Raw genomic sequence first — 17,881 nt, forward strand, 5'->3', positions numbered from 1 at the left:
CATTACATCAGTCGCAGACAAGAGAAATCAAATACCAAGAAAATCTTTAAATTATCAAACACCATTGGAAACATTATCAAGGTACGTAAACGAATCAGATTTGTCTAGCTTATATTGACAAATGAAATAAATAATTCTGGAAACTATGTAAACAGCAATCGTACTAATAATTACGACAATGATCGTGAACAGATGAGTCATTTTGGCTCCTTTCGAATCGTAGCAAGCCACTGACTTGTAGCAGCTGAAGTCGTCATAACCAATATAGAACTTACGAGTACAATAACAACAAGCAAAAAACCTTTGCCGGAAAACAACTCAAAGTAATTCATTAACCCAACAGTTACCGGAATAAAGAAAAAAGCGAGGTGGTTAACCATAAATGTCGTCCCGGCTTCAATCCAGCTCGCTTTCACCGCTTTAGTCAAAAGCAATATAAACAAGATAATCATTCCAATTACACTACCCGGAACAAATAGATGGAATATCGCTTGAATCCAGTTCCCTATCATATAAATACCGTATAATAAAAATAGTTGAATAACAATTTTAGTTGCTTGAACGATCGATATTCCCCCCCATTGTAAGAAAAGCGTAAGCGCCCTGTTAAGCCCCGACAAGCTTAAGCAAGAAATCGTAGTGGCGGTTTTGCCACGAAGAGTTATTGCTTAAGACCTCGAGGGGCTGGGCGCTGGAGCTAGACAGCTATGCGCCAAAATTTTATACTTCCTTATCCTGTAAGAAAAGCGCAAGCGCCCTTGTAAGATAACAACAAGCTAAAAGACAAAACCCGGAAGGCAAAAGTGTTCCTACCTACCGGATTTTACCACCAATGATTGTCATATCCACATTCGTATACAATAAGTCGTCCACATCATTTAAACTAAACGGATTCATGGAATATACGGTCATGTCTGCAAGTTTCCCTCTCGTTATCGTTCCTTTTATACGCTCTTCATTTGTTGGATAAGCGCCCATGACAGAAAATAAACGAAATGCTTCTTCCATGGTCAACTTTTGTTCCGGTATATAACCTTCATGTTTTTCACTTGGTTTTCTTCTTGTCACTGCCGCATGGATTCCAAGCAGAGGATGGACCGGTTCAATCGGCGCATCCGAACTCCCTGCCGCAAGTACGCCGGATTGCATGAACGTTCGCAAAGGATATGCCCAGTTTACCCGTTCTTTTCCGAGCCGTTCTACAATCCACGGGAAATCACTGACAACAAAACGAGGTTGAATGTCCGCAACTCGGCTTGGATTAGCAAGTCTATTCATTAAATCTTCGCGAAGAATAGACGCGTGAATGAGACGGTCGCGATAAGAGGTAGTCGGAAACTCGTCCAAGACATTCAATACATTTTCCAACGCTTGGTCCCCAATCGCGTGCGCGGCAATCGGCATTGATAATTCTCTGGCATCTCGAATAAGTTCATAAATTTTTTCCTGTTCATACATCGGCGCTCCGTATTCCCCCGGCGCATCCGCATAGGCTTCCGACATGAAAGCTGTCCGTCTGCCAAGTGCTCCATCGGCAAATATTTTTACCGCACCAATTTGCAATGTATGATTTCCATAGCCCGCATACATCCCTCTATTTTTTAATTCCGGCAAAAAGTCATGATCAATTAAGAGATTACAACGCAATCCAAGCGCTTCCTCATTTAATAATTCATCATATAGCTTATATGTTTGATCGAACCCGCCCAGGTACATCGGATCATTCGTATGTACACTAGTCAGGCCTTGGCTAATGGAAAACTGTATTGCCTTTCGTAAAGCCCGCTTTAATTCATCATATGTATGTTCCGGTATATAAGGTGTAATGAGCTGTGATGCAGTTTCCAGCAGTAGCCCCGTCGGTTGTTGCGTTTTCTCATCCAATACAATTTTACCGCCTTCAGGGGGTGCCGAGGCACTATTACAACCGCTTCTCTCCAATGCTTTTGTGTTTACAAGAAAAGCATGTTCGCAAACCCTAGCGATAAACAACGGATGATATGGCGCTACGTGATCAAGCTCTTCGCGGGTAGGAATCGTGCCATCTGTATATAAGTTTTCATCCCAACCTCTACCCAAAATCCATTCATCTTTTTTTAAAGAAGATGCATATTTTTGGATCATTTCCAACGTTTCTTCCTTGGTTGATACCCCTGTTAAGTCAAGATTCAGGTAATTTGTCGCAACCTTGGATAGATGCATATGACTGTCCACCAACCCAGGTGTCACAGCTCGTCCTTCAAGGTCAACAACGTTACTTCCTGCTCGTCCCCATTGCAGCAGCATTTCTTTCGTTGTTCCCATATCAATAAACCGGTCATTTTCAATAACGACTGCCTCGACCATTGGTTTGAACGCATCAAATGTATAGATCGTTCCATTTGTATAAATTGTCTTCATCTATAACCGCTCCATAATTTTAATAGATAAACGTAAAATCAATATGTAACGAGTAGCTACATATTGCTATCAACAAAAATCGTTAATACTTTTGCTCCTTCATTGTCAACCGGTACAAATAAATGCGGCTTTTCTCCTTTAAAATAAGCTGTATCTCCTTTTACCATATAATGCTTCTCTCTATCATACAATAAATAGATGGATCCTTCTAATATGTAAATAAACTCTTCCTCGGAGTGCGTATATGGCTCATAACGTAGATTTTCATTTTTCGGTGTTACATGAACGATTGTTGGTTCAACATTGGAGTAATGTGGATTCGCTAACAGTTCATAGGAATAACCCATGCCTTCATCACCCATGCGCTGCATTCGGCTCGATTTTGGAAGCAGTACAAGGTCTGTCTCCGGGTGATCATCCAATATCCACGATAAAGATACAGCAAGTGCCTCACTAACTTTTGACAGCGTTGCAACAGCTGATGCCGTTTGGCCATTTTCAATTTTTGATAACAGGCTTTTGGAGATCCCACATTCATCTGCGATTTGTTGTTGTGTTTTTTTTATGCGTAATCTGGCTTGTTTTACTTTTCTGCCAATATGGTCGATATTAATGGAAATTCTCCCCTTCCCCGATTCGATAGTCTACCTTTTTAAACACGGACTAATAGAAATGATTATATCATAGATTAGCCCAATATTTTTATGCCATAAGTAAAGCGCAAGCACCCTCATAGGCTAAAAGCGCAACATCCTGGGACTGCGCGTGAATGCTCGTCCACCGAAAAGAATTATACGTCGAAGCTAGACAGTTATGAACAAAATTTTATCCTTTTTGACCTGCCAAAAAAGGATATGCTCCCGGGACATACCCTTTTCACTAATATGTTCAACGATTCAATTAGCTTAACACGCCGAGTAGCCACGGAGCAGCATATAACACCATAAATAACACGCCATAATTCACACCATTTCGGTGCAGTAAACCGGAAACGAGCGCAATAAGAATCGTTCCAAAAATATTGATCCAGCCGGCATCCATAAATGCAAGCATCACAACTAACCCGGCAAACAAACCGATAAGTGCTTCGTGCGGTATCCATTTAAACACAAACATACAAATTTGACTTGCATATTTGATCGTTACGAAAAAGGTAATCAAAAGAGCAATAACCGCTCCAATCACTGTTACGGTCATAATTTCACCAATCGATAACAAGTGATGAATATTATGCTCCGGAGTAAACACGGGTGGCGCATTAAATAACCCAGCAGCTGGCCCAATAGCCATTGGTGATAACGGAAGTCCAATGGCTATTAATGGCACGAGCGTTCCGGAAATATACGATGCATTCGTTAATCCGTCCATGGTGGAAATTGCCCGTGAAGCACGTTTTACCGGATCTTTAATATGGCGCGTTAACGTTTCCCCTAAAAAGACCGTCATGCCGACCGGCGACAAGAAAAATGTAATCGAACCTAAAATACTCCCTAATGCAGAACTGGCGGATTCCTCTTTCGTTAAAATTTTAAACGGATTCGGAAAACCCTTTTCCCGCTTTGATGTTTTAAAACTTATTTCATTATCCCCAAGCTGAGGAAGTTTTTTTCGTAAATCTTTATTCAACAACTCAAACAACGTAAATGCAATTGGCCCAATTGTAATCCCGAGGAAAAACGATACAAATACCGTTGTATCTGCCGGAATCACTTCCAATCCCCAATACAAATGTCGGAGCCCTTGAATAAGTAACGCAAAAGGAATAATAATCGATAACGCCAAAATTTTATTTCTCGTCATGAGGGCTAAAAACACAGCACCTAGAAAGAAAATGAGTCCGGCATATGCGCTAATTTTATCAGCATACGGTAAAATCAGATAGGCAATGAACAAACTCGAAGGGATTGCAACAATAGTTCCGACAACAGAACCGGATGTCATTTTTTTAATACTGACATCCGGCATGCCATGGTCTTTAAGTACCATCGCATGCTCGACCATCGGAGCCGCCATCACGCCTCCAGGAATTCCTGCTACCGCTACCGGTATAGAGTCCGTCAGTTTTTTTGCGATAATAGCAGAGATGAAAAATGCTAAAATGACATACGGGGACAACCCGAGTAAGGCAAGTGCGATTGTAACCGGTGCAAGCACGGCCGTTTCATCCGTTCCGGGTGCAATTCCGATAATCGTGTATAATGCAGCTCCTCCGACACTTGCTAAAATCATTTGAATAATAATTACTGTATCCAACGCTTATTCCTCTCCTTCCTTTTGTGTAATAATCCGCTTTGGTTTAATAATAATACTGCTGACGATAAATCCGACAACACCGCCAATAAGCCCAAATATAAGTGGCTGCGGCGCTTCACCTGGGGCAATGATATAACCCCCCAAAGAAAAAACGATACATAACAGCATAGAAAGCATCAAATCTTTAATTTTCACGTGATCGCCCCACACTTCTACATAGTCTTTTTTGTCCAAAATTCATCACCTCCCGCATTGTTTAATAGATTAGTACATTCATTTTATCATTGATCCATCTATTTATTGTACTTCTAGTTGCACAAAGTTTCTTTTTTCTTAGGGAAAGCAACCCAACGTAGAAGGTCAAAGCGGTTTTCACTGGCCTTCCTGAACACCTATTTTAACGACAGAACGATTTGTATCATCTCATCATAACGTATTTTACCTTTTTTCAGCGCAATTTTCACTGCTCTTTCAATTTGGTCCTCTCTGGCTCCTGCCATCGCTGCCATATTTTTTGCGTGCAGTTTCATATGTCCTTCCTGTATGCCTTCTTGTACAAGGGCACGCAGGGCGGCAAAATTTTGTGCCAATCCTACTGATGCAATAATTCCTGCCAATTCACCGGATGATGCCGCTCCTAGTATTTTAAGTGCAATTTTAGCCATTGGATTTGACTGGGTAGCACCGCCGACTAGGCCTACTGCCATGGGAATTTCAATCGTTCCGGTTATCGAGCCGTTATTATCCGCCTCCCAATGGGTTAAGGATCGATACATGCCCGAACGAGCCGCATATGCATGGGCACCTGCCTCAATAGCTCTCGTATCATTTCCAGTTGCCAAGACGACCGCTGTTATCCCATTCATTATTCCTTTATTATGTGTCGCTGCCCGATAAGCATCTACAACTGCTAATTCATATGCTTGGATAAACTTCTTTGTCAGCTTTTCATCCCCGTGAAATGGATCTGTAAAATTGGCGCTTGCTCTTACAATACGTTCATCGGCTAAATTAGACAATATCCGTAATACAACCTCAGCCCCTGTCAATTTTTCAATAAATGGTGCAGTTGCTTCAACCATCGTATTCACCGCATTTGCACCCATTGCATCCTTAGTGTCAATCAACAAATGAAGGACAACCATTTTTTCTTCATTTACTTCAACGACATATGCTTCTAGATCCTTTGCACCGCCGCCTAAATCAACAAGTGTACGGTCTTGTTCATTGCAAATGTGTAAAATTTCATTTTTATTTTCATACAGTTTAGCTAATGCGCGATAGGGTTGGGCTACCTCAACTACTTGCATTTGCCCTCTCATCATTGAGCCCGAATAAGAAGTTGTAAAGCCTTCTGACTGTTTAGCAGCGTTACTTGCCGCAGCTACGACAGATGGTTCTTCAGTTACCATCGGAATAAATACATCCTTTCCATTTACGTTAAAATTCACTGCTACCCCAAATGGAAGAGAAAAAGAACCGACTGCATTTTCAATCATTTGATCCGCCTGACCCAGTGTCAATCCATTACTTCCCATCAACTGCTTTTTTTCCGCTTCCGTTAAATGTACATAATCCGCTACTTTCTCCAGACGCTCTTTTGGTGGAAGCTTATAAAACCCCGAAATATGACTCGTCATGCTATGTTCCTCCTTGCATGTGATTTAGCTTTCCCGTTCGGGTATATTTTCTTATCAATCAGCGCAAAAGAAAAACCATTATTCATCCCTCTGCATTTTATTTTTGCATGAAGAAAAAATAATGGTTTCCTAACTTTTATTTCTGTTACGATAGCCGTACACTTTTAAGCTTGTGATGCAGCATAGGCCAGTGAATTACTCGGCAGCTGCTTTCCCAATTTATTTTGAATAAAAAATCCAGCCTTTTTTAATTTATTTTCATCAATTCCTGTATTGATTCCTAAGCCATGCATTAAATATAATACATCATTTGTCGCTACATTCCCCGCTGCACCAGGAGCATAAGGACAACCGCCTAATCCCCCGACGGAACTGTCAAATCGGGTAACACCATATTCCATAGAAGTCATAATGTTCGCAATCGCCATCCCCCGGGTATTATGGTAATGCATGATAATTTTTTCTTGCGGATAATAAGCTAACATTGTTTCAAGTAATTCCTCCACCTGAGAAGGAACAGCCGTACCAATCGTATCGCCAAGCGAAAGGTCATCAACACCTAATGCATACAATTTATCACAAACACATAGCACTTGTTCCGGAGAAATTTTTCCTTCATACGGACAATCAAACACAGTGGAAACATACCCAGTTACGTGCTTGCCCGTAGCTTTTGCTTCATGAATCACTTCTTTTAGTATTGGATACGTAGCAGTGATCGACTTGTTAATATTATTTTTATTATGTGACTCACTCGCTGACATAAAGACAGAAGCACCATCAATTCCTGCTTCCAGTGCATGTTCCAAGCCCTTTCTATTTGGAACTAAGGCCGAATACCGCACATTTGGATTCCGATTAATTCTTTTTCCAACTTCTCTTGCATCCGATAACGCCGGCACCCAGTTCGGATGCACAAAAGATGAATACTCGATTTCCTTTACACCCGATTCAGACAACATATTAATCCAGGCCACCTTATCGCCTGTATGCACCCAATTTGTTTCATTTTGTAAGCCGTCCCGCGGTCCAACTTCTTTAATCCGAACTTTCTTAGGCCAATGCCTCATCATTTTTCCCTCCTTTGAAAAAAAGTCCGTGCACGTTTAAATAAGATACTATATTGCTAGTTGTATACGCTTGCATAATATATACTATTATTTTGTTGCTTAAATGGTGTGGGAACATACTATTTTCTGCGCACCAGTTTCGTTTTTATCCTTAATTAATTTCTTGATTCATTATATTCATGTATGTTTCTTTTCATTCAACTTTGTTGAATACAATATATTACAAAAATTGGCACATGTCAAATGAAGGAGGTTGTTGATAAAGATTAATTGCATTGATTTAGTAGAGTTTAACTGCATAAAAAAAGGTATGTTTTCGTTGTAAAACAGAAAAACGGAACCAGCAATAATGACTAGTTCCGCTTTTTTGCACGTTCTATATTAAATTAAGTTTAGGTTTTACACCATCACTTTACAAATATCATTTGTAAAATCAACCGGGTCACCGACAGGCAAGCCTTCGATTAACAATGCTTGATTGTACAACAAGTTCGTATAAAGCTTCACTTTTTCTTTATCCGTACTATATGACGCCTTCAACGATTCAAATACATCATGATCGACATTAATTTCCAATACTTTATCTGCTTGGACATCCGGGTTATCCGGCATTTGCTGTAGGATTTTTTCCATTTCAATAGAAACTTCTCCATCCGTCGACAGACACACCGGATGAGATCGTAGCCGTTTGGTCGCACGTACATCTTTCACTTTATCTTTTAAAACGTCTTTCATGTAATCAAAAAGTTCCTTGTTTTCTTCAGCTTCTTGTTTCTCTGTTTCTTTATCGGCCTCATCCTCAATTCCCAAATCACCACTGGATACAGAACGAAATTCCTTTTCCTTATAGTCGTTTAGCATGCGAATCGCAAACTCGTCCACATCATCCGTAAAGTATAAAATCTCATACCCTTTATCAGCTACAAGTTCAGTCTGTGGCATCTTTGCAAGGCGGTCTACAGAATCACCGGCAGCATAGTAAATATATTTTTGCTCCTCCGGCATCCGCTCCACGTATTCATCCAACGTCACAAGCTTTTTCTCCGTTGACGAATAGAACATTAGTAGATCCTGCAACGTTTTTTTGTTTGCACCAAAATCGCTGTACACGCCAAATTTCAGCTGTCTGCCGAATGTATCATAAAATTTAACGTACGTTTCTCGGTCATTTTTCAACATGTTTTTTAATTCTGTTTTTACTTTTTTCGTAATATTTTTCTCAATCAGCTTTAATTGGCGATCATGCTGTAACATTTCCCTGGAAATATTCAACGATAAATCCTCTGAATCGACAAGTCCTTTAACAAAACTAAAGTAATCAGGCAATAAATCTGCGCATTTATTCATAATGAGCACACCACTAGAATAGAGCTCTAGTCCTTTTTCATATTCCTTGGAATAGTAATCAAAAGGCATTGTCTCCGGAATATATAGTATTGCATGGTAACGGATACTACCATCTACACTTGTATGAATGTGTTTTAACGGCTTATCAAATCCATAATGTTTTTCTTGATAAAACTTTTCATAATCTTCATCCGTCAATTCGCTTTTATTTTTGCGCCAAATTGGAATCATGCTGTTAATCGTTTCTTCTTCTACATAATCGACATATTCTTCTTCGTTATCCTCTTTCGGCTTGCTTTTAGTTACATTCATTTTGATTGGATAGCGGATGAAATCGGAATACTTTTTAACAATCTCCTGCAATCGATGTTCTTCTAAAAAGTCTTCGTATTTTTCGTCTTCGGTATCTTCTTTTATCTTTAATACAATATCTGTTCCAACTTCTTTTTTGTCACTTGGTCGAATCGTATATCCTTCTGTGCCTTCCGACTCCCACGTATATGCTTCTTCACTTCCAAGCGCACGACTTGTCACTGTCACCACATCGGCGACCATAAACGCGGCGTAAAATCCGACACCAAACTGTCCGATAATATCATAGCCGTCCTCAATTTCGTTTTCCTTCTTAAATGCAAGGGAGCCACTTTCGGCAATCGTCCCTAGATTGTCTTCCAGCTCCTCTTTTGTCATTCCGATTCCAGTGTCGGAAATCGTCAATAACCGTTTTTCCTTATCGGCCTCTATTCTTATGTAATAGTCGGCTTGGTTGAAAGTTAAAGCGTCATCCGTCAATGCTTTATAGTAAATCTTGTCAATTGCATCACTGGAATTCGAAATCAACTCACGTAAAAACACTTCTTTCTGTGAATAAATCGAGTTAATCATCATTTCCAGCAAGCGTTTGGATTCTGCCTGAAACTTTTTCTTTTCCATGAATATCGCCCCTTCATCTATCATTTTTTATACAATTAATAGCAACTTCAACAAGCCTATTATAAAAGATTATGGTAAAAAAATAAAATAATTAGCACTCGATATAAGAGAGTGCTAATTTGAAGTGAGGAAGGAGCTGAGGTATTGCTTTATCTTCATTCAGTTTTTAATAGTAAGCATGCTTTCTTTTTGCTGTTCCAGCGATACATCTGCTAATCGTTACCAGCATCATTAAATGTCTTCGCTTTCTAATTTGTTATGGATTTTCTGAATACGGAGCAAGCTGTTATGCCAATTTTCCCGGATAGCACTTATTACTTGATCAAGCACACCCTTTTTCAGCGCTGCAATGATCTTCTCATGTTCAACGTATGATTCATGGCTTTGCTCTTGTTTACTGAAATAATGGATTTCTACTCGTTGAATTTTTACTTTTAAATTCTTCAGCAATCGCTTTATTTCCGAATTGTTTGATGGTTGAATTATTTTTTCATGGAAGGCTGTATCAGCTTGAAAGGCAGCAACTTTTTCCTCTTGCTCCCAATGTTTTTTTAGGGTGTCATTTATCTTTTCTAATGATTTTATATCTTCTTTTGTAAAATTAGCCAGCCCTTGTTCCACTGCAAGTACTTCAAGCGCTTCTACAATTGAATAAATATTTTCCGCTTCTTGTACATCAATCGGCGCCACTAGTGTCCAACGATTCGCTTTCGTCACTACTAACCCATCATCTTCTAAACGAAGTAGTGCTTCTCGAATCGGCGTACGACTGATTCCCAAAAGATCTGACAGCTCTTGATCTCTTAGTTTTGTGCCCGGGTCGAGCCTTCCTATCATAATCCATTCTTGCAGGATATCATACGCTTCATCGCGCATGAAAGTCCGCTTTATCTTAACATCACTTTTACTCATATTAATTTAAACCTCGCTTTGTTCGATAAAAAGAGAAAAACCATGCATCACTGCCATTACTGGAGGAGTATTAATCCAAGTTTTTCTATATATTATTAATGAGAGATGTGTAAAATTGATATGCTTCAATAATTTTACTTACTTCGCAATTTTCATTATCCATATGGGCTAATGTGTAATCACCTGGTCCAAAACCAATCGTCGGAATTCCCATGCTTACTGGTGTCACAGCATTCGTACTAAAATCCCAAAATTCATAACTGTCCGGTTCTACGCCAAATACATCTGTATAAGCTTTATTACAGGCAACGGTCAATTCATGGTCCTCTTCAATCTTCCATGCAGTATGAAATGGATGATAGACAATGTCTTTTCCTGTCCAGCTTCTCCTGTGCAATGTACCGACTTCCCATGTTGCATTTTTACCTTCAATTATTTGATCCATTTCATTTTTTATCATTTCTTCCGTTTCTCCGAGAACGATTCTGCGATCCAAATATACTTCACATTCTGATGGTACAGCATTTAAAGATGCACTAACACTTGATATTCTGGACATGACTAGCGTTCCTTTGGATCCTTCATCACTCATTAAGTGCTCATTTTGCTTTTCTACCCGCTGGATAATTTCCGCCATTTCATAAATGGCATTTTTCCCTTTTTCAGGAGCGGCCCCATGGGCAGAGACGCCTTTGGTTTTAATGATCATTTGTGCTTTTCCTTTATGGCCAAGTGTAATTTTATTATTTGACGGTTCGCACGTAACCATAAAATCTGGCTTTAATTGTCGTTCACTGAATAAATGTTTCAAATTTTCTCCGTCACAAAATTCCTCATCAACTGTGCAGGAAACATAAATTGTTTTCCCTTTATCATATCCGAGTTTTTTTGCAGCAGCAGCCGCGTAGATGGATGAAGCGATCGCAGACTTCATATCCACTGCCCCGCGGCCGTACAATTTGCCGTCAACAATTTCCCCGCTAAAGGGCGGCACGATCCAGTCTTGTTCATTATTCACTTCTACCGTATCCATGTGCGAATCAAGCATAATCGCTTTCTCGCCGTTTCCAATTCTGCCGACGACGTTTCCGAGCGAGTCAATGAACACTTCATCATAATCAAGTGCTTTCATTTTATTTTCAATACATGCTGCAATTTCAGCTTCTTTGTTGGAATAACTCTGAATTTGAACGAGCTCCTGTGTAAATGCAATAACATCCGCTTCCATCTCCGCCATTACTGCTGCTGTTTTGCTGTCAACCATAGTAAGCCTCTCCCTTCGTTCATTATTTTTATATTAACGTTTTACTCATTGTCATAGTGACCTTTCCAAACGATGTCCAAATATTGTTGAACGTCCGTATCTCCTTCTGTGTTGATCATGGTCACGCGGGAGTTTTCATCCAGGCCCAATTTTTCACAAATGTGCTCATTTTCGTATGAACGTAGAGCAAACAACAGTCCCAATGGAACAGCTCCAGATTCTCCCGAAATAATCTTCGCATCGTCCCCAAGCGGATTGCCTAGCACGCGCATGCCAAGCGCCGCAATCCGGTCATTACAGGAAAAGGAAGCTATGGCATATTGTTTGAGCAATGGGAATGCACGTGTATTCGGTTCACCGCAGCACAACCCGGCCATAATGGAATTCAAATGCCCGCTTACCACTTCCATTTCCCCTGTGTCATTGGAAAAGGAGCGGTAATAACAATCAGCAAGATCCGGTTCCACAACAATTATTTTTGGAGGATTTTCACGGTAGTATTCTGTGTAATACGCCGCAATTCCCGCAGCAAATGAACCGACCCCTGCTTGTAAAATGACATGAGTTGGCGGCTGTTCGCCGTTATTTTCCGTCTCATCAATCATTTCTTTCGCAATGCCGGCATACCCTTGCATAATCCACAAAGGAATTTCTTCATATCCTTCCCAAGCAGTATCCTGGACAAGCACCCAGCCTTTTTCATCTGCCATGTTTGCACTCATACGAACGGTGTCATCATAGTTCATATCTGTTATTTCCGCAAAGGCACCTTCATTACGGATTGCTTCCAGCCTAGATTCGGTTGATCCTTTTGGCATATAAATAACGGACCTTTGTCCAAGTTCTCTTGCGGCCCAGGCAATACCCCGCCCATGATTTCCATCGGTTGCAGAAATAAACGTAATTTCGCCAAGTTTTTCTTTCACTTCATCCGCTTGTAAGTCAGCAAACGAAAGATCTCCGATATCTCTCCCAAGCTGTTCAGCAAGATATTTTCCTACTGCATATATTCCACCCATAACTTTAAAGGCATTAAGACGAAATCGCTTCGACTCGTCTTTCACTTTAATTTCTCCTACACGTAAATAGTCCGCCAGATTTTGTAATGAAACATATGGTGTATGTGTATATAGCGGATGTGTTTGCTGAAACTGTAATACGTTACTAATAACATCGCTGGAAAAATCAGCTAACGCTTCCTCATTGTATGCAGAAGAATAAAATGCATTTTTAACCCACTTCATCTGTTGACCTTTAGCTTTACTCATTCCATGTCACCTCATCTAATAAGTACTAGTGCTTTTTTGAACAAACGCTAGTAATGGTTTGAATTATTTCATTTCATTACTAACATAATGACGATTAACACCATGCCTGCTGTTCCTAACGTCCCAATTGATATGTAATATACCACATTTCCTAAAACAGTCAATCCTATTGCTTGTTTATTTTTTGTTATTCCGTTGATTATGAATAAAAAATAAGGGAATAGCCATAAGAAAACTAAGTGAATGATATTGGGAGTGCAAAGAAATGAAGCAATTAATTAAACTAATAGTTATTGGTTTCATATCCGGAATAATACTCGCTCTTTTTCTAAAAGGAATTAAGTTGTTGAATAATACCCACGCTTATGATCTTCTCTTCAATTTCGATTACATTCCAGTCATTAACCATTGGGAGCCAGACTATTTATGGGGCACGATCTTTCATTATTCCACCTGTGTGTTCAGCGTTGTTGCGCTGTATTATATATTAAGATTATTTCATCTCGAGCGCAAAACCTTCCTTTATTTTCTAGCGTACACGGGCGGAGGGGCTGTTTTATTTTTCTTAACGGCATTATCCGATCAACCGCCTGCCGCAACTAATATGGCCGCATGGATTTATTGGACAGTTGGACATGCTACTTTTAGTGTGGCTGTTGGTGTATTGATAAAAAAGTGGACATGAATTTAATCGTCCGGCAGTATTTCACTAGCTTGAACGAGGATGGAGTAGCGGATAAGAGGCATCTTTTTTATGATTATTCTTCCCCTCTGATCACCTGCTTGATCCCGATCCAATCTACTTTCCTCTACAAACGATTGCCAATAAGGTATCGAGTTTCTAAATTGGGACAAAGCCCTGCGGAAGGCATCACCCCTAACTTCGTCCAACTGATGTTCCAATTGTTGATTTATTCCTTCCAACGTAAGACCTGACTTACTTTTAATAAAATAGTACATGACAGTAAATTGGGTTGGCGATAACTGATAACGCTCATTGGAAAACACGAGAAATTTCCCTTCCTCACCTTTATATAACAATACCTCGCCAGTACCATCCATTTCATCTGCATAATGGTCGGAGATAATTCGTTCTCCCTCCTCCGTAATTAAACGATAATAACTTCTGGCCAATGCTCTTTCCGAATTTACTAGTAACTCTCGCCTATACTTATCAATAAGAGAATCATTCACGTCACGCTCGACATAAAGATTTGCGTCTTCTTCCTCTAACTCTTTCAATGCTTCTTTTGCCATCAGTATGCCACAGTTGACTAATAGCATATAGGTAAGTTGCCGTTGAGTATCATTTAACGCTTCGGTGATCGAACCCGTCAGCGCCTTTTCAAAATGAGAAGCTGCCTGACCATAGGCTTCCTTTCGATAAAACACGTGAGCCAGCCGGTAGTGGGCTATCGGATTGTCTCGTTGCAGTTGCAACGCCTTTTTAAAGTTTTCTTCAGCTATACGAGGGTCTGGCCGGTCGGACATCTTAAAATATTCCCCTTGCCGCACATACAGTTGAACGAGCAATCGTTCAACTTCCTTTTGCACCTCCCTATCCCTGCTTTTTCGTGCATCTAGTAACCGACCTCTTAATAACCGTTCTTTCTCTATTGGTGTCAGTCCTTGTAATTCATTCATTCCATCACCGTCTTTCACAAATTTTATAACCATTCGCTTTCAACAAGCTTTTTTCCTTCCTTGATCCCTCAATTTTTACTATCAGCTGTGATCGTGCATCACAGCTGCTTTGCAATAATGAAATTACTCAAAAACAAAGGAGCGATTTTAAAATGAGCAAAAGATTACGATTGGCGAGACACGGTTTACAGGTAGAAGATTTACAAAAAAACACGAATGCCGGAATGCTGTTAAACGAAACAATAAAACAAATGGAAGTAATTGAACAGGATTTTGAAACGATTTCCGAGGAACAAATGATATCTTCCCTAAACTTGGCAGCCAGGAAAATTGATGCCCCTGGCCGTGAAACATTAGTAAATCCAATAAATGAAGATATTCCATACAGCCAACTGGATACGTATGTACGAGGGATCGTTCGCTGGATGAATGAATTAAACATTTTAACGATTAATTGCTGTGATGGGCATAAAAGACGACCAGCCGTTGTACACCTTTTAGGTTATATTACAGCGAATCAAAAAGAAATATTACAAGCGGCAACACCGTCTGCCATTCGCATCATGTTTTCCGGTGATAAGATAACATTTCATTATGAGGAAATTGCGGATTTATTAAAAGTTGCCGAAAACCTTTATAACCTTTTTACTACTAATATAGATATAACCGAATTAAGGGCCGAGCATTTCAAACATCGACTGTTGCGGTTATTGCAATTCTCTGGTGAAAGCGGGAATGAAATAGAGATTCGTAATTACCTTCTCAGTTATTTAAGAAAACGAATGGATTATGTTAAGCGTGACCGGAAAGGAAATGTATTGGCTGCAAAATTTTATGGGGATGGACCAACAATTTTATTATCCGCCCACATGGATGTTTATAGTAAAATAGAACCTAACCGTGACATATTGGAACACGGAAGTATATTAACAAGCTCCACTGGTATTCTAGGCGCAGATGACCGTGCAGGAATTGCTGCTATTTTGGAGACTATAACACTCATCGAAAATGCCCCATTTAACGGTACTTTAAAAGTAGCCTTTACCGTTGAAGAAGAAGTAGGATGTGTAGGTTCAAAAAATATCGATAAAAGATTTGTGGAAGATGTCGATGGTGCCATCGTAATTGACCGTAGAGGGATTAGGGATATTGTTACTTCCAACTTTAATACAAACTTTTGTGATGAAGCATATGGAGAAATTTTTGAACAGGCAGGAGAGCTTGCAGGAATGAATGATTGGAAGACGACCGTCGGCGGTTTAAGTGATGCAGCAACCTTTACCTCTTTTGGTATCCCTACCGTAAATCTTTCAGCCGGTTACCTAAACGAACATACCTCAAGCGAACAGGTCGATTATATAGCAACTTATGAAACAGCCTTACTTGTCACTACCGTCCTTCAGCACGGGATGATTGGGAAAAAGGAAAAGCTAACTAGCCTAACTAGTATATAAAGTATGAAGAGAATATTTAGTTGATGTGGGGCTGGGACAAAAGTATTTTATCAAGTAAAAAACTGAATAATTAAATTTAGTGTATGCCTTCGCTCCGTAAATATACTTCGCTTTCACCCGCAGGGCACAAGCGCGACATCCGTTCATGCGCTGCATTCACGGTGTCTTCTTTGCCGCAGGCGACTGGTGAGGCTTCTCAGAGCTAACGCTCTTCCGGTGTCTTACCGATGCGTTTCCTCCTGCAGGAGTCTACGTATATTTCTGGAGCTAATTTGGTTCATTATTCGGATTTTTAACTTAGCAACTCCGATATGTCCCAGCCTGAATACATAAACGATGTTATTCCATCATTTAACTAATATTTTCATTCCTAAGATAGTGATATAGTTTATTTTCAATAGAATTCTCCATCACTAAATTCATATGAACAACCGGAAGCTCTCTTCCTTTGTCATTCATCATAGTATCCTGTTGAACAGTCTTTCTATCAGGAGTTGCTTTTCCTATGTAATAAAAGTCTGTCCCCTCATCATCATCTTTTTTATTATTCAATTTGTTTGAAGCAATTGATTAAACATATCTGTTTAGCGATTAACGATAGAAAAACTTCCCAATTACATACTAGTTGTACGTAAATGCGAAGTTTTTCAATCAAAGTTTACACAATCAATTCCGGTTCATAGACAATCGTCTGTGGATTGTGATTGTTATTATATAGTCTGTCAATTAATAGTTTACCAGTATCTTTCCCCATTCGATAGGGGTTTTGTTTGATATAAACAAGATTCAATGTTGGCATTACCATGAATTCCATTTCACCATAACAGCCAAATTCCACCTTTTTCAATAACGTTGTATTTTGCTGTATCATTTCTTTAATCGCTCCTGTGGCCATTAAGTTATTAAACGCTATGATGGCAGTCGGTTGTTTTGTTGTTTGCGAGAAAAATTGTTTCACCGCTTTGTACCCGCATTTTTCTGTAAAATCACCATTATAGATCAGTTGATCCTCTTTGCGTAAACCTGATTCTTCGATTGCTTGGAGAAAACCCATATAACGGTCATAACCTGTATTAACATCAAGAGAACCGTTGATGACGCCAATTGTTTTATGCCCTTGATCAATGATGTGCTTCGTTAGTTTATACGCACCTAATTGGTTATTTTCTGAAATAGTTGAAACTTTGGTTTTTATTTCTTCATTGTATCGGTCGATAAATATGATCGGCGTTCCAGAGTTTGTGAATTTCTCAATTTGCTTTTTTCCTTTACCGGCTGTTGCCAGTATGATCGCATCTACTCTTTTTTCATTCATTAAGTCGAGCAGTTTCGTTTCTTTAGTTTCATCTTCATTTGAACTGGAAAAAATCAAATTGTAGCCGTATCGCTCTATTTCATCTTCCACACCTTTGGAAATCTGCATAAAATATGGATTGGATATGTCGGGAATAATAACGCCAATCATATTCGTCTTTTCCTGTTTTAGGCTTTTGGCAACAGCATTCACTTGGTAATTGAGTTGATCAATTTTCTGAAGAACCTTTTCTTTAACCGGATCACTTACATATCCACTGTTATTAATAACACGTGACACTGTAGCGATGGATACACCGGCTTGCTTAGCTACATCTTTTATCGTTACCCTCATTAATTTCCACTCCATAAACAACACATTGGTCTACGTTTCAATGTAAAT

Annotated in this window: 15 protein-coding genes and 3 pseudogenes; 3 read left to right on the plus strand and 15 right to left on the minus strand. The window is 39.6% G+C overall.

From position 1 onward, the window contains the following. A pseudogene (locus tag ACLIBG_RS09940) lies at window positions 1-118 on the plus strand (IS30 family transposase); the annotation flags it as partial. Between the two features lie 79 nt (window positions 119-197). Here the strand turns inward: ACLIBG_RS09940 and ACLIBG_RS09945 are convergent. The 12 genes and pseudogenes from ACLIBG_RS09945 to dpaL form a co-directional block, all read right to left on the minus strand. Continuing rightward, on the minus strand, window positions 198-620 hold the full coding sequence (locus ACLIBG_RS09945; RefSeq protein WP_439312610.1) for a CidA/LrgA family protein: 423 nt from the start codon (window positions 618-620) through the stop codon (window positions 198-200). Between the two features lie 193 nt (window positions 621-813). After that, complete coding sequence (locus tag ACLIBG_RS09950) at window positions 814-2,400, minus strand: amidohydrolase (RefSeq protein WP_439312611.1); 1,587 nt, start codon at window positions 2,398-2,400, stop codon at window positions 814-816. Window positions 2,401-2,456: 56 nt separating this feature from the next. After that, entirely contained in the window at window positions 2,457-2,747 is a 291-nt protein-coding gene (locus tag ACLIBG_RS09955; protein ID WP_439312612.1) for a cupin domain-containing protein, read from the minus strand. 84 nt (window positions 2,748-2,831) lie between these two features. After that, window positions 2,832-3,041, minus strand: a pseudogene (locus ACLIBG_RS09960) (helix-turn-helix domain-containing protein); the annotation flags it as partial. 259 nt (window positions 3,042-3,300) lie between these two features. Further along, window positions 3,301-4,653 carry a tripartite tricarboxylate transporter permease gene (locus tag ACLIBG_RS09965; protein ID WP_439312613.1) on the minus strand — a complete coding sequence of 451 codons (1,353 nt, stop codon included), beginning with the start codon at window positions 4,651-4,653 and terminating at the stop codon, window positions 3,301-3,303. A 3-nt stretch (window positions 4,654-4,656) separates the two neighbouring features. Beyond that, window positions 4,657-4,887, minus strand: a complete 231-nt coding sequence (locus ACLIBG_RS09970; protein ID WP_439312614.1) for a hypothetical protein — start codon at window positions 4,885-4,887, stop codon at window positions 4,657-4,659. A gap of 158 nt (window positions 4,888-5,045) precedes the next feature. Next, window positions 5,046-6,317, minus strand: a complete 1,272-nt coding sequence (locus ACLIBG_RS09975; protein ID WP_439312657.1) for a hydroxymethylglutaryl-CoA reductase, degradative — start codon at window positions 6,315-6,317, stop codon at window positions 5,046-5,048. A gap of 140 nt (window positions 6,318-6,457) precedes the next feature. Continuing rightward, window positions 6,458-7,363, minus strand: a complete 906-nt coding sequence (locus ACLIBG_RS09980; RefSeq protein ID WP_439312615.1) for a hydroxymethylglutaryl-CoA lyase — start codon at window positions 7,361-7,363, stop codon at window positions 6,458-6,460. 399 nt (window positions 7,364-7,762) lie between these two features. Next, complete coding sequence (htpG, locus tag ACLIBG_RS09985) at window positions 7,763-9,643, minus strand: molecular chaperone HtpG (protein WP_439312616.1); 1,881 nt, start codon at window positions 9,641-9,643, stop codon at window positions 7,763-7,765. A 231-nt stretch (window positions 9,644-9,874) separates the two neighbouring features. After that, window positions 9,875-10,555 (minus strand): GntR family transcriptional regulator, encoded by a 681-nt coding sequence (locus ACLIBG_RS09990; protein ID WP_439312617.1) that lies wholly within the window; start codon window positions 10,553-10,555, stop codon window positions 9,875-9,877. 85 nt (window positions 10,556-10,640) lie between these two features. After that, window positions 10,641-11,819, minus strand: coding sequence for a YgeY family selenium metabolism-linked hydrolase (locus ACLIBG_RS09995; protein ID WP_439312618.1), 1,179 nt, complete (start codon window positions 11,817-11,819; stop codon window positions 10,641-10,643). 41 nt (window positions 11,820-11,860) lie between these two features. Next, window positions 11,861-13,087, minus strand: coding sequence for a diaminopropionate ammonia-lyase (gene dpaL / locus ACLIBG_RS10000; protein WP_439312619.1), 1,227 nt, complete (start codon window positions 13,085-13,087; stop codon window positions 11,861-11,863). A gap of 265 nt (window positions 13,088-13,352) precedes the next feature. On the opposite strand from dpaL, the gene ACLIBG_RS10005 reads away from it, so the two are divergent. Further along, window positions 13,353-13,772 (plus strand): hypothetical protein, encoded by a 420-nt coding sequence (locus tag ACLIBG_RS10005; protein WP_439312620.1) that lies wholly within the window; start codon window positions 13,353-13,355, stop codon window positions 13,770-13,772. A 2-nt stretch (window positions 13,773-13,774) separates the two neighbouring features. Here the strand turns inward: ACLIBG_RS10005 and ACLIBG_RS10010 are convergent, their stop codons facing one another. Next, window positions 13,775-14,764 (minus strand): tetratricopeptide repeat protein, encoded by a 990-nt coding sequence (locus ACLIBG_RS10010; protein WP_439312621.1) that lies wholly within the window; start codon window positions 14,762-14,764, stop codon window positions 13,775-13,777. A 119-nt stretch (window positions 14,765-14,883) separates the two neighbouring features. Between ACLIBG_RS10010 and ACLIBG_RS10015 the strand changes: the two genes are divergently transcribed. Further along, window positions 14,884-16,185, plus strand: a complete 1,302-nt coding sequence (locus ACLIBG_RS10015; protein WP_439312622.1) for a M20/M25/M40 family metallo-hydrolase — start codon at window positions 14,884-14,886, stop codon at window positions 16,183-16,185. A gap of 351 nt (window positions 16,186-16,536) precedes the next feature. Here ACLIBG_RS10015 and ACLIBG_RS10020 read toward each other — a convergent pair. Beyond that, window positions 16,537-16,728: pseudogene (locus ACLIBG_RS10020) on the minus strand (DUF3427 domain-containing protein); the annotation flags it as partial. 115 nt (window positions 16,729-16,843) lie between these two features. Then, complete coding sequence (locus tag ACLIBG_RS10025) at window positions 16,844-17,833, minus strand: LacI family DNA-binding transcriptional regulator (protein WP_439312623.1); 990 nt, start codon at window positions 17,831-17,833, stop codon at window positions 16,844-16,846. Window positions 17,834-17,881 lie beyond the last annotated feature (48 nt).

Origin of the sequence: Virgibacillus sp. W0181, from assembly GCF_051846915.1 — a bacterium.
In the GTDB taxonomy this organism is placed as follows: Bacteria; Bacillota; Bacilli; order Bacillales; family Amphibacillaceae; genus JBPYCR01.

What these genes read in the sequence shown, in the direction of transcription:
- ACLIBG_RS09950 (WP_439312611.1), bottom strand. Translation starts at nt 2,400, where the DNA reads ATGAAGACAATTTATACAAATGGAACGATCTATACATTTGATGCGTTC.
- ACLIBG_RS09955 (WP_439312612.1), bottom strand. Translation starts at nt 2,747, where the DNA reads ATGGGTTATTCCTATGAACTGTTAGCGAATCCACATTACTCCAATGTT.
- ACLIBG_RS09980 (WP_439312615.1), bottom strand. Translation starts at nt 7,363, where the DNA reads ATGAGGCATTGGCCTAAGAAAGTTCGGATTAAAGAAGTTGGACCGCGG.
- htpG (WP_439312616.1), bottom strand. Translation starts at nt 9,643, where the DNA reads ATGGAAAAGAAAAAGTTTCAGGCAGAATCCAAACGCTTGCTGGAAATG.
- ACLIBG_RS09990 (WP_439312617.1), bottom strand. Translation starts at nt 10,555, where the DNA reads ATGAGTAAAAGTGATGTTAAGATAAAGCGGACTTTCATGCGCGATGAA.
- ACLIBG_RS09995 (WP_439312618.1), bottom strand. Translation starts at nt 11,819, where the DNA reads ATGGTTGACAGCAAAACAGCAGCAGTAATGGCGGAGATGGAAGCGGAT.
- dpaL (WP_439312619.1), bottom strand. Translation starts at nt 13,087, where the DNA reads ATGAGTAAAGCTAAAGGTCAACAGATGAAGTGGGTTAAAAATGCATTT.
- ACLIBG_RS10005 (WP_439312620.1), top strand. Translation starts at nt 13,353, where the DNA reads ATGAAGCAATTAATTAAACTAATAGTTATTGGTTTCATATCCGGAATA.
- ACLIBG_RS10010 (WP_439312621.1), bottom strand. Translation starts at nt 14,764, where the DNA reads ATGGTTATAAAATTTGTGAAAGACGGTGATGGAATGAATGAATTACAA.
- ACLIBG_RS10015 (WP_439312622.1), top strand. Translation starts at nt 14,884, where the DNA reads ATGAGCAAAAGATTACGATTGGCGAGACACGGTTTACAGGTAGAAGAT.
- ACLIBG_RS10025 (WP_439312623.1), bottom strand. Translation starts at nt 17,833, where the DNA reads ATGAGGGTAACGATAAAAGATGTAGCTAAGCAAGCCGGTGTATCCATC.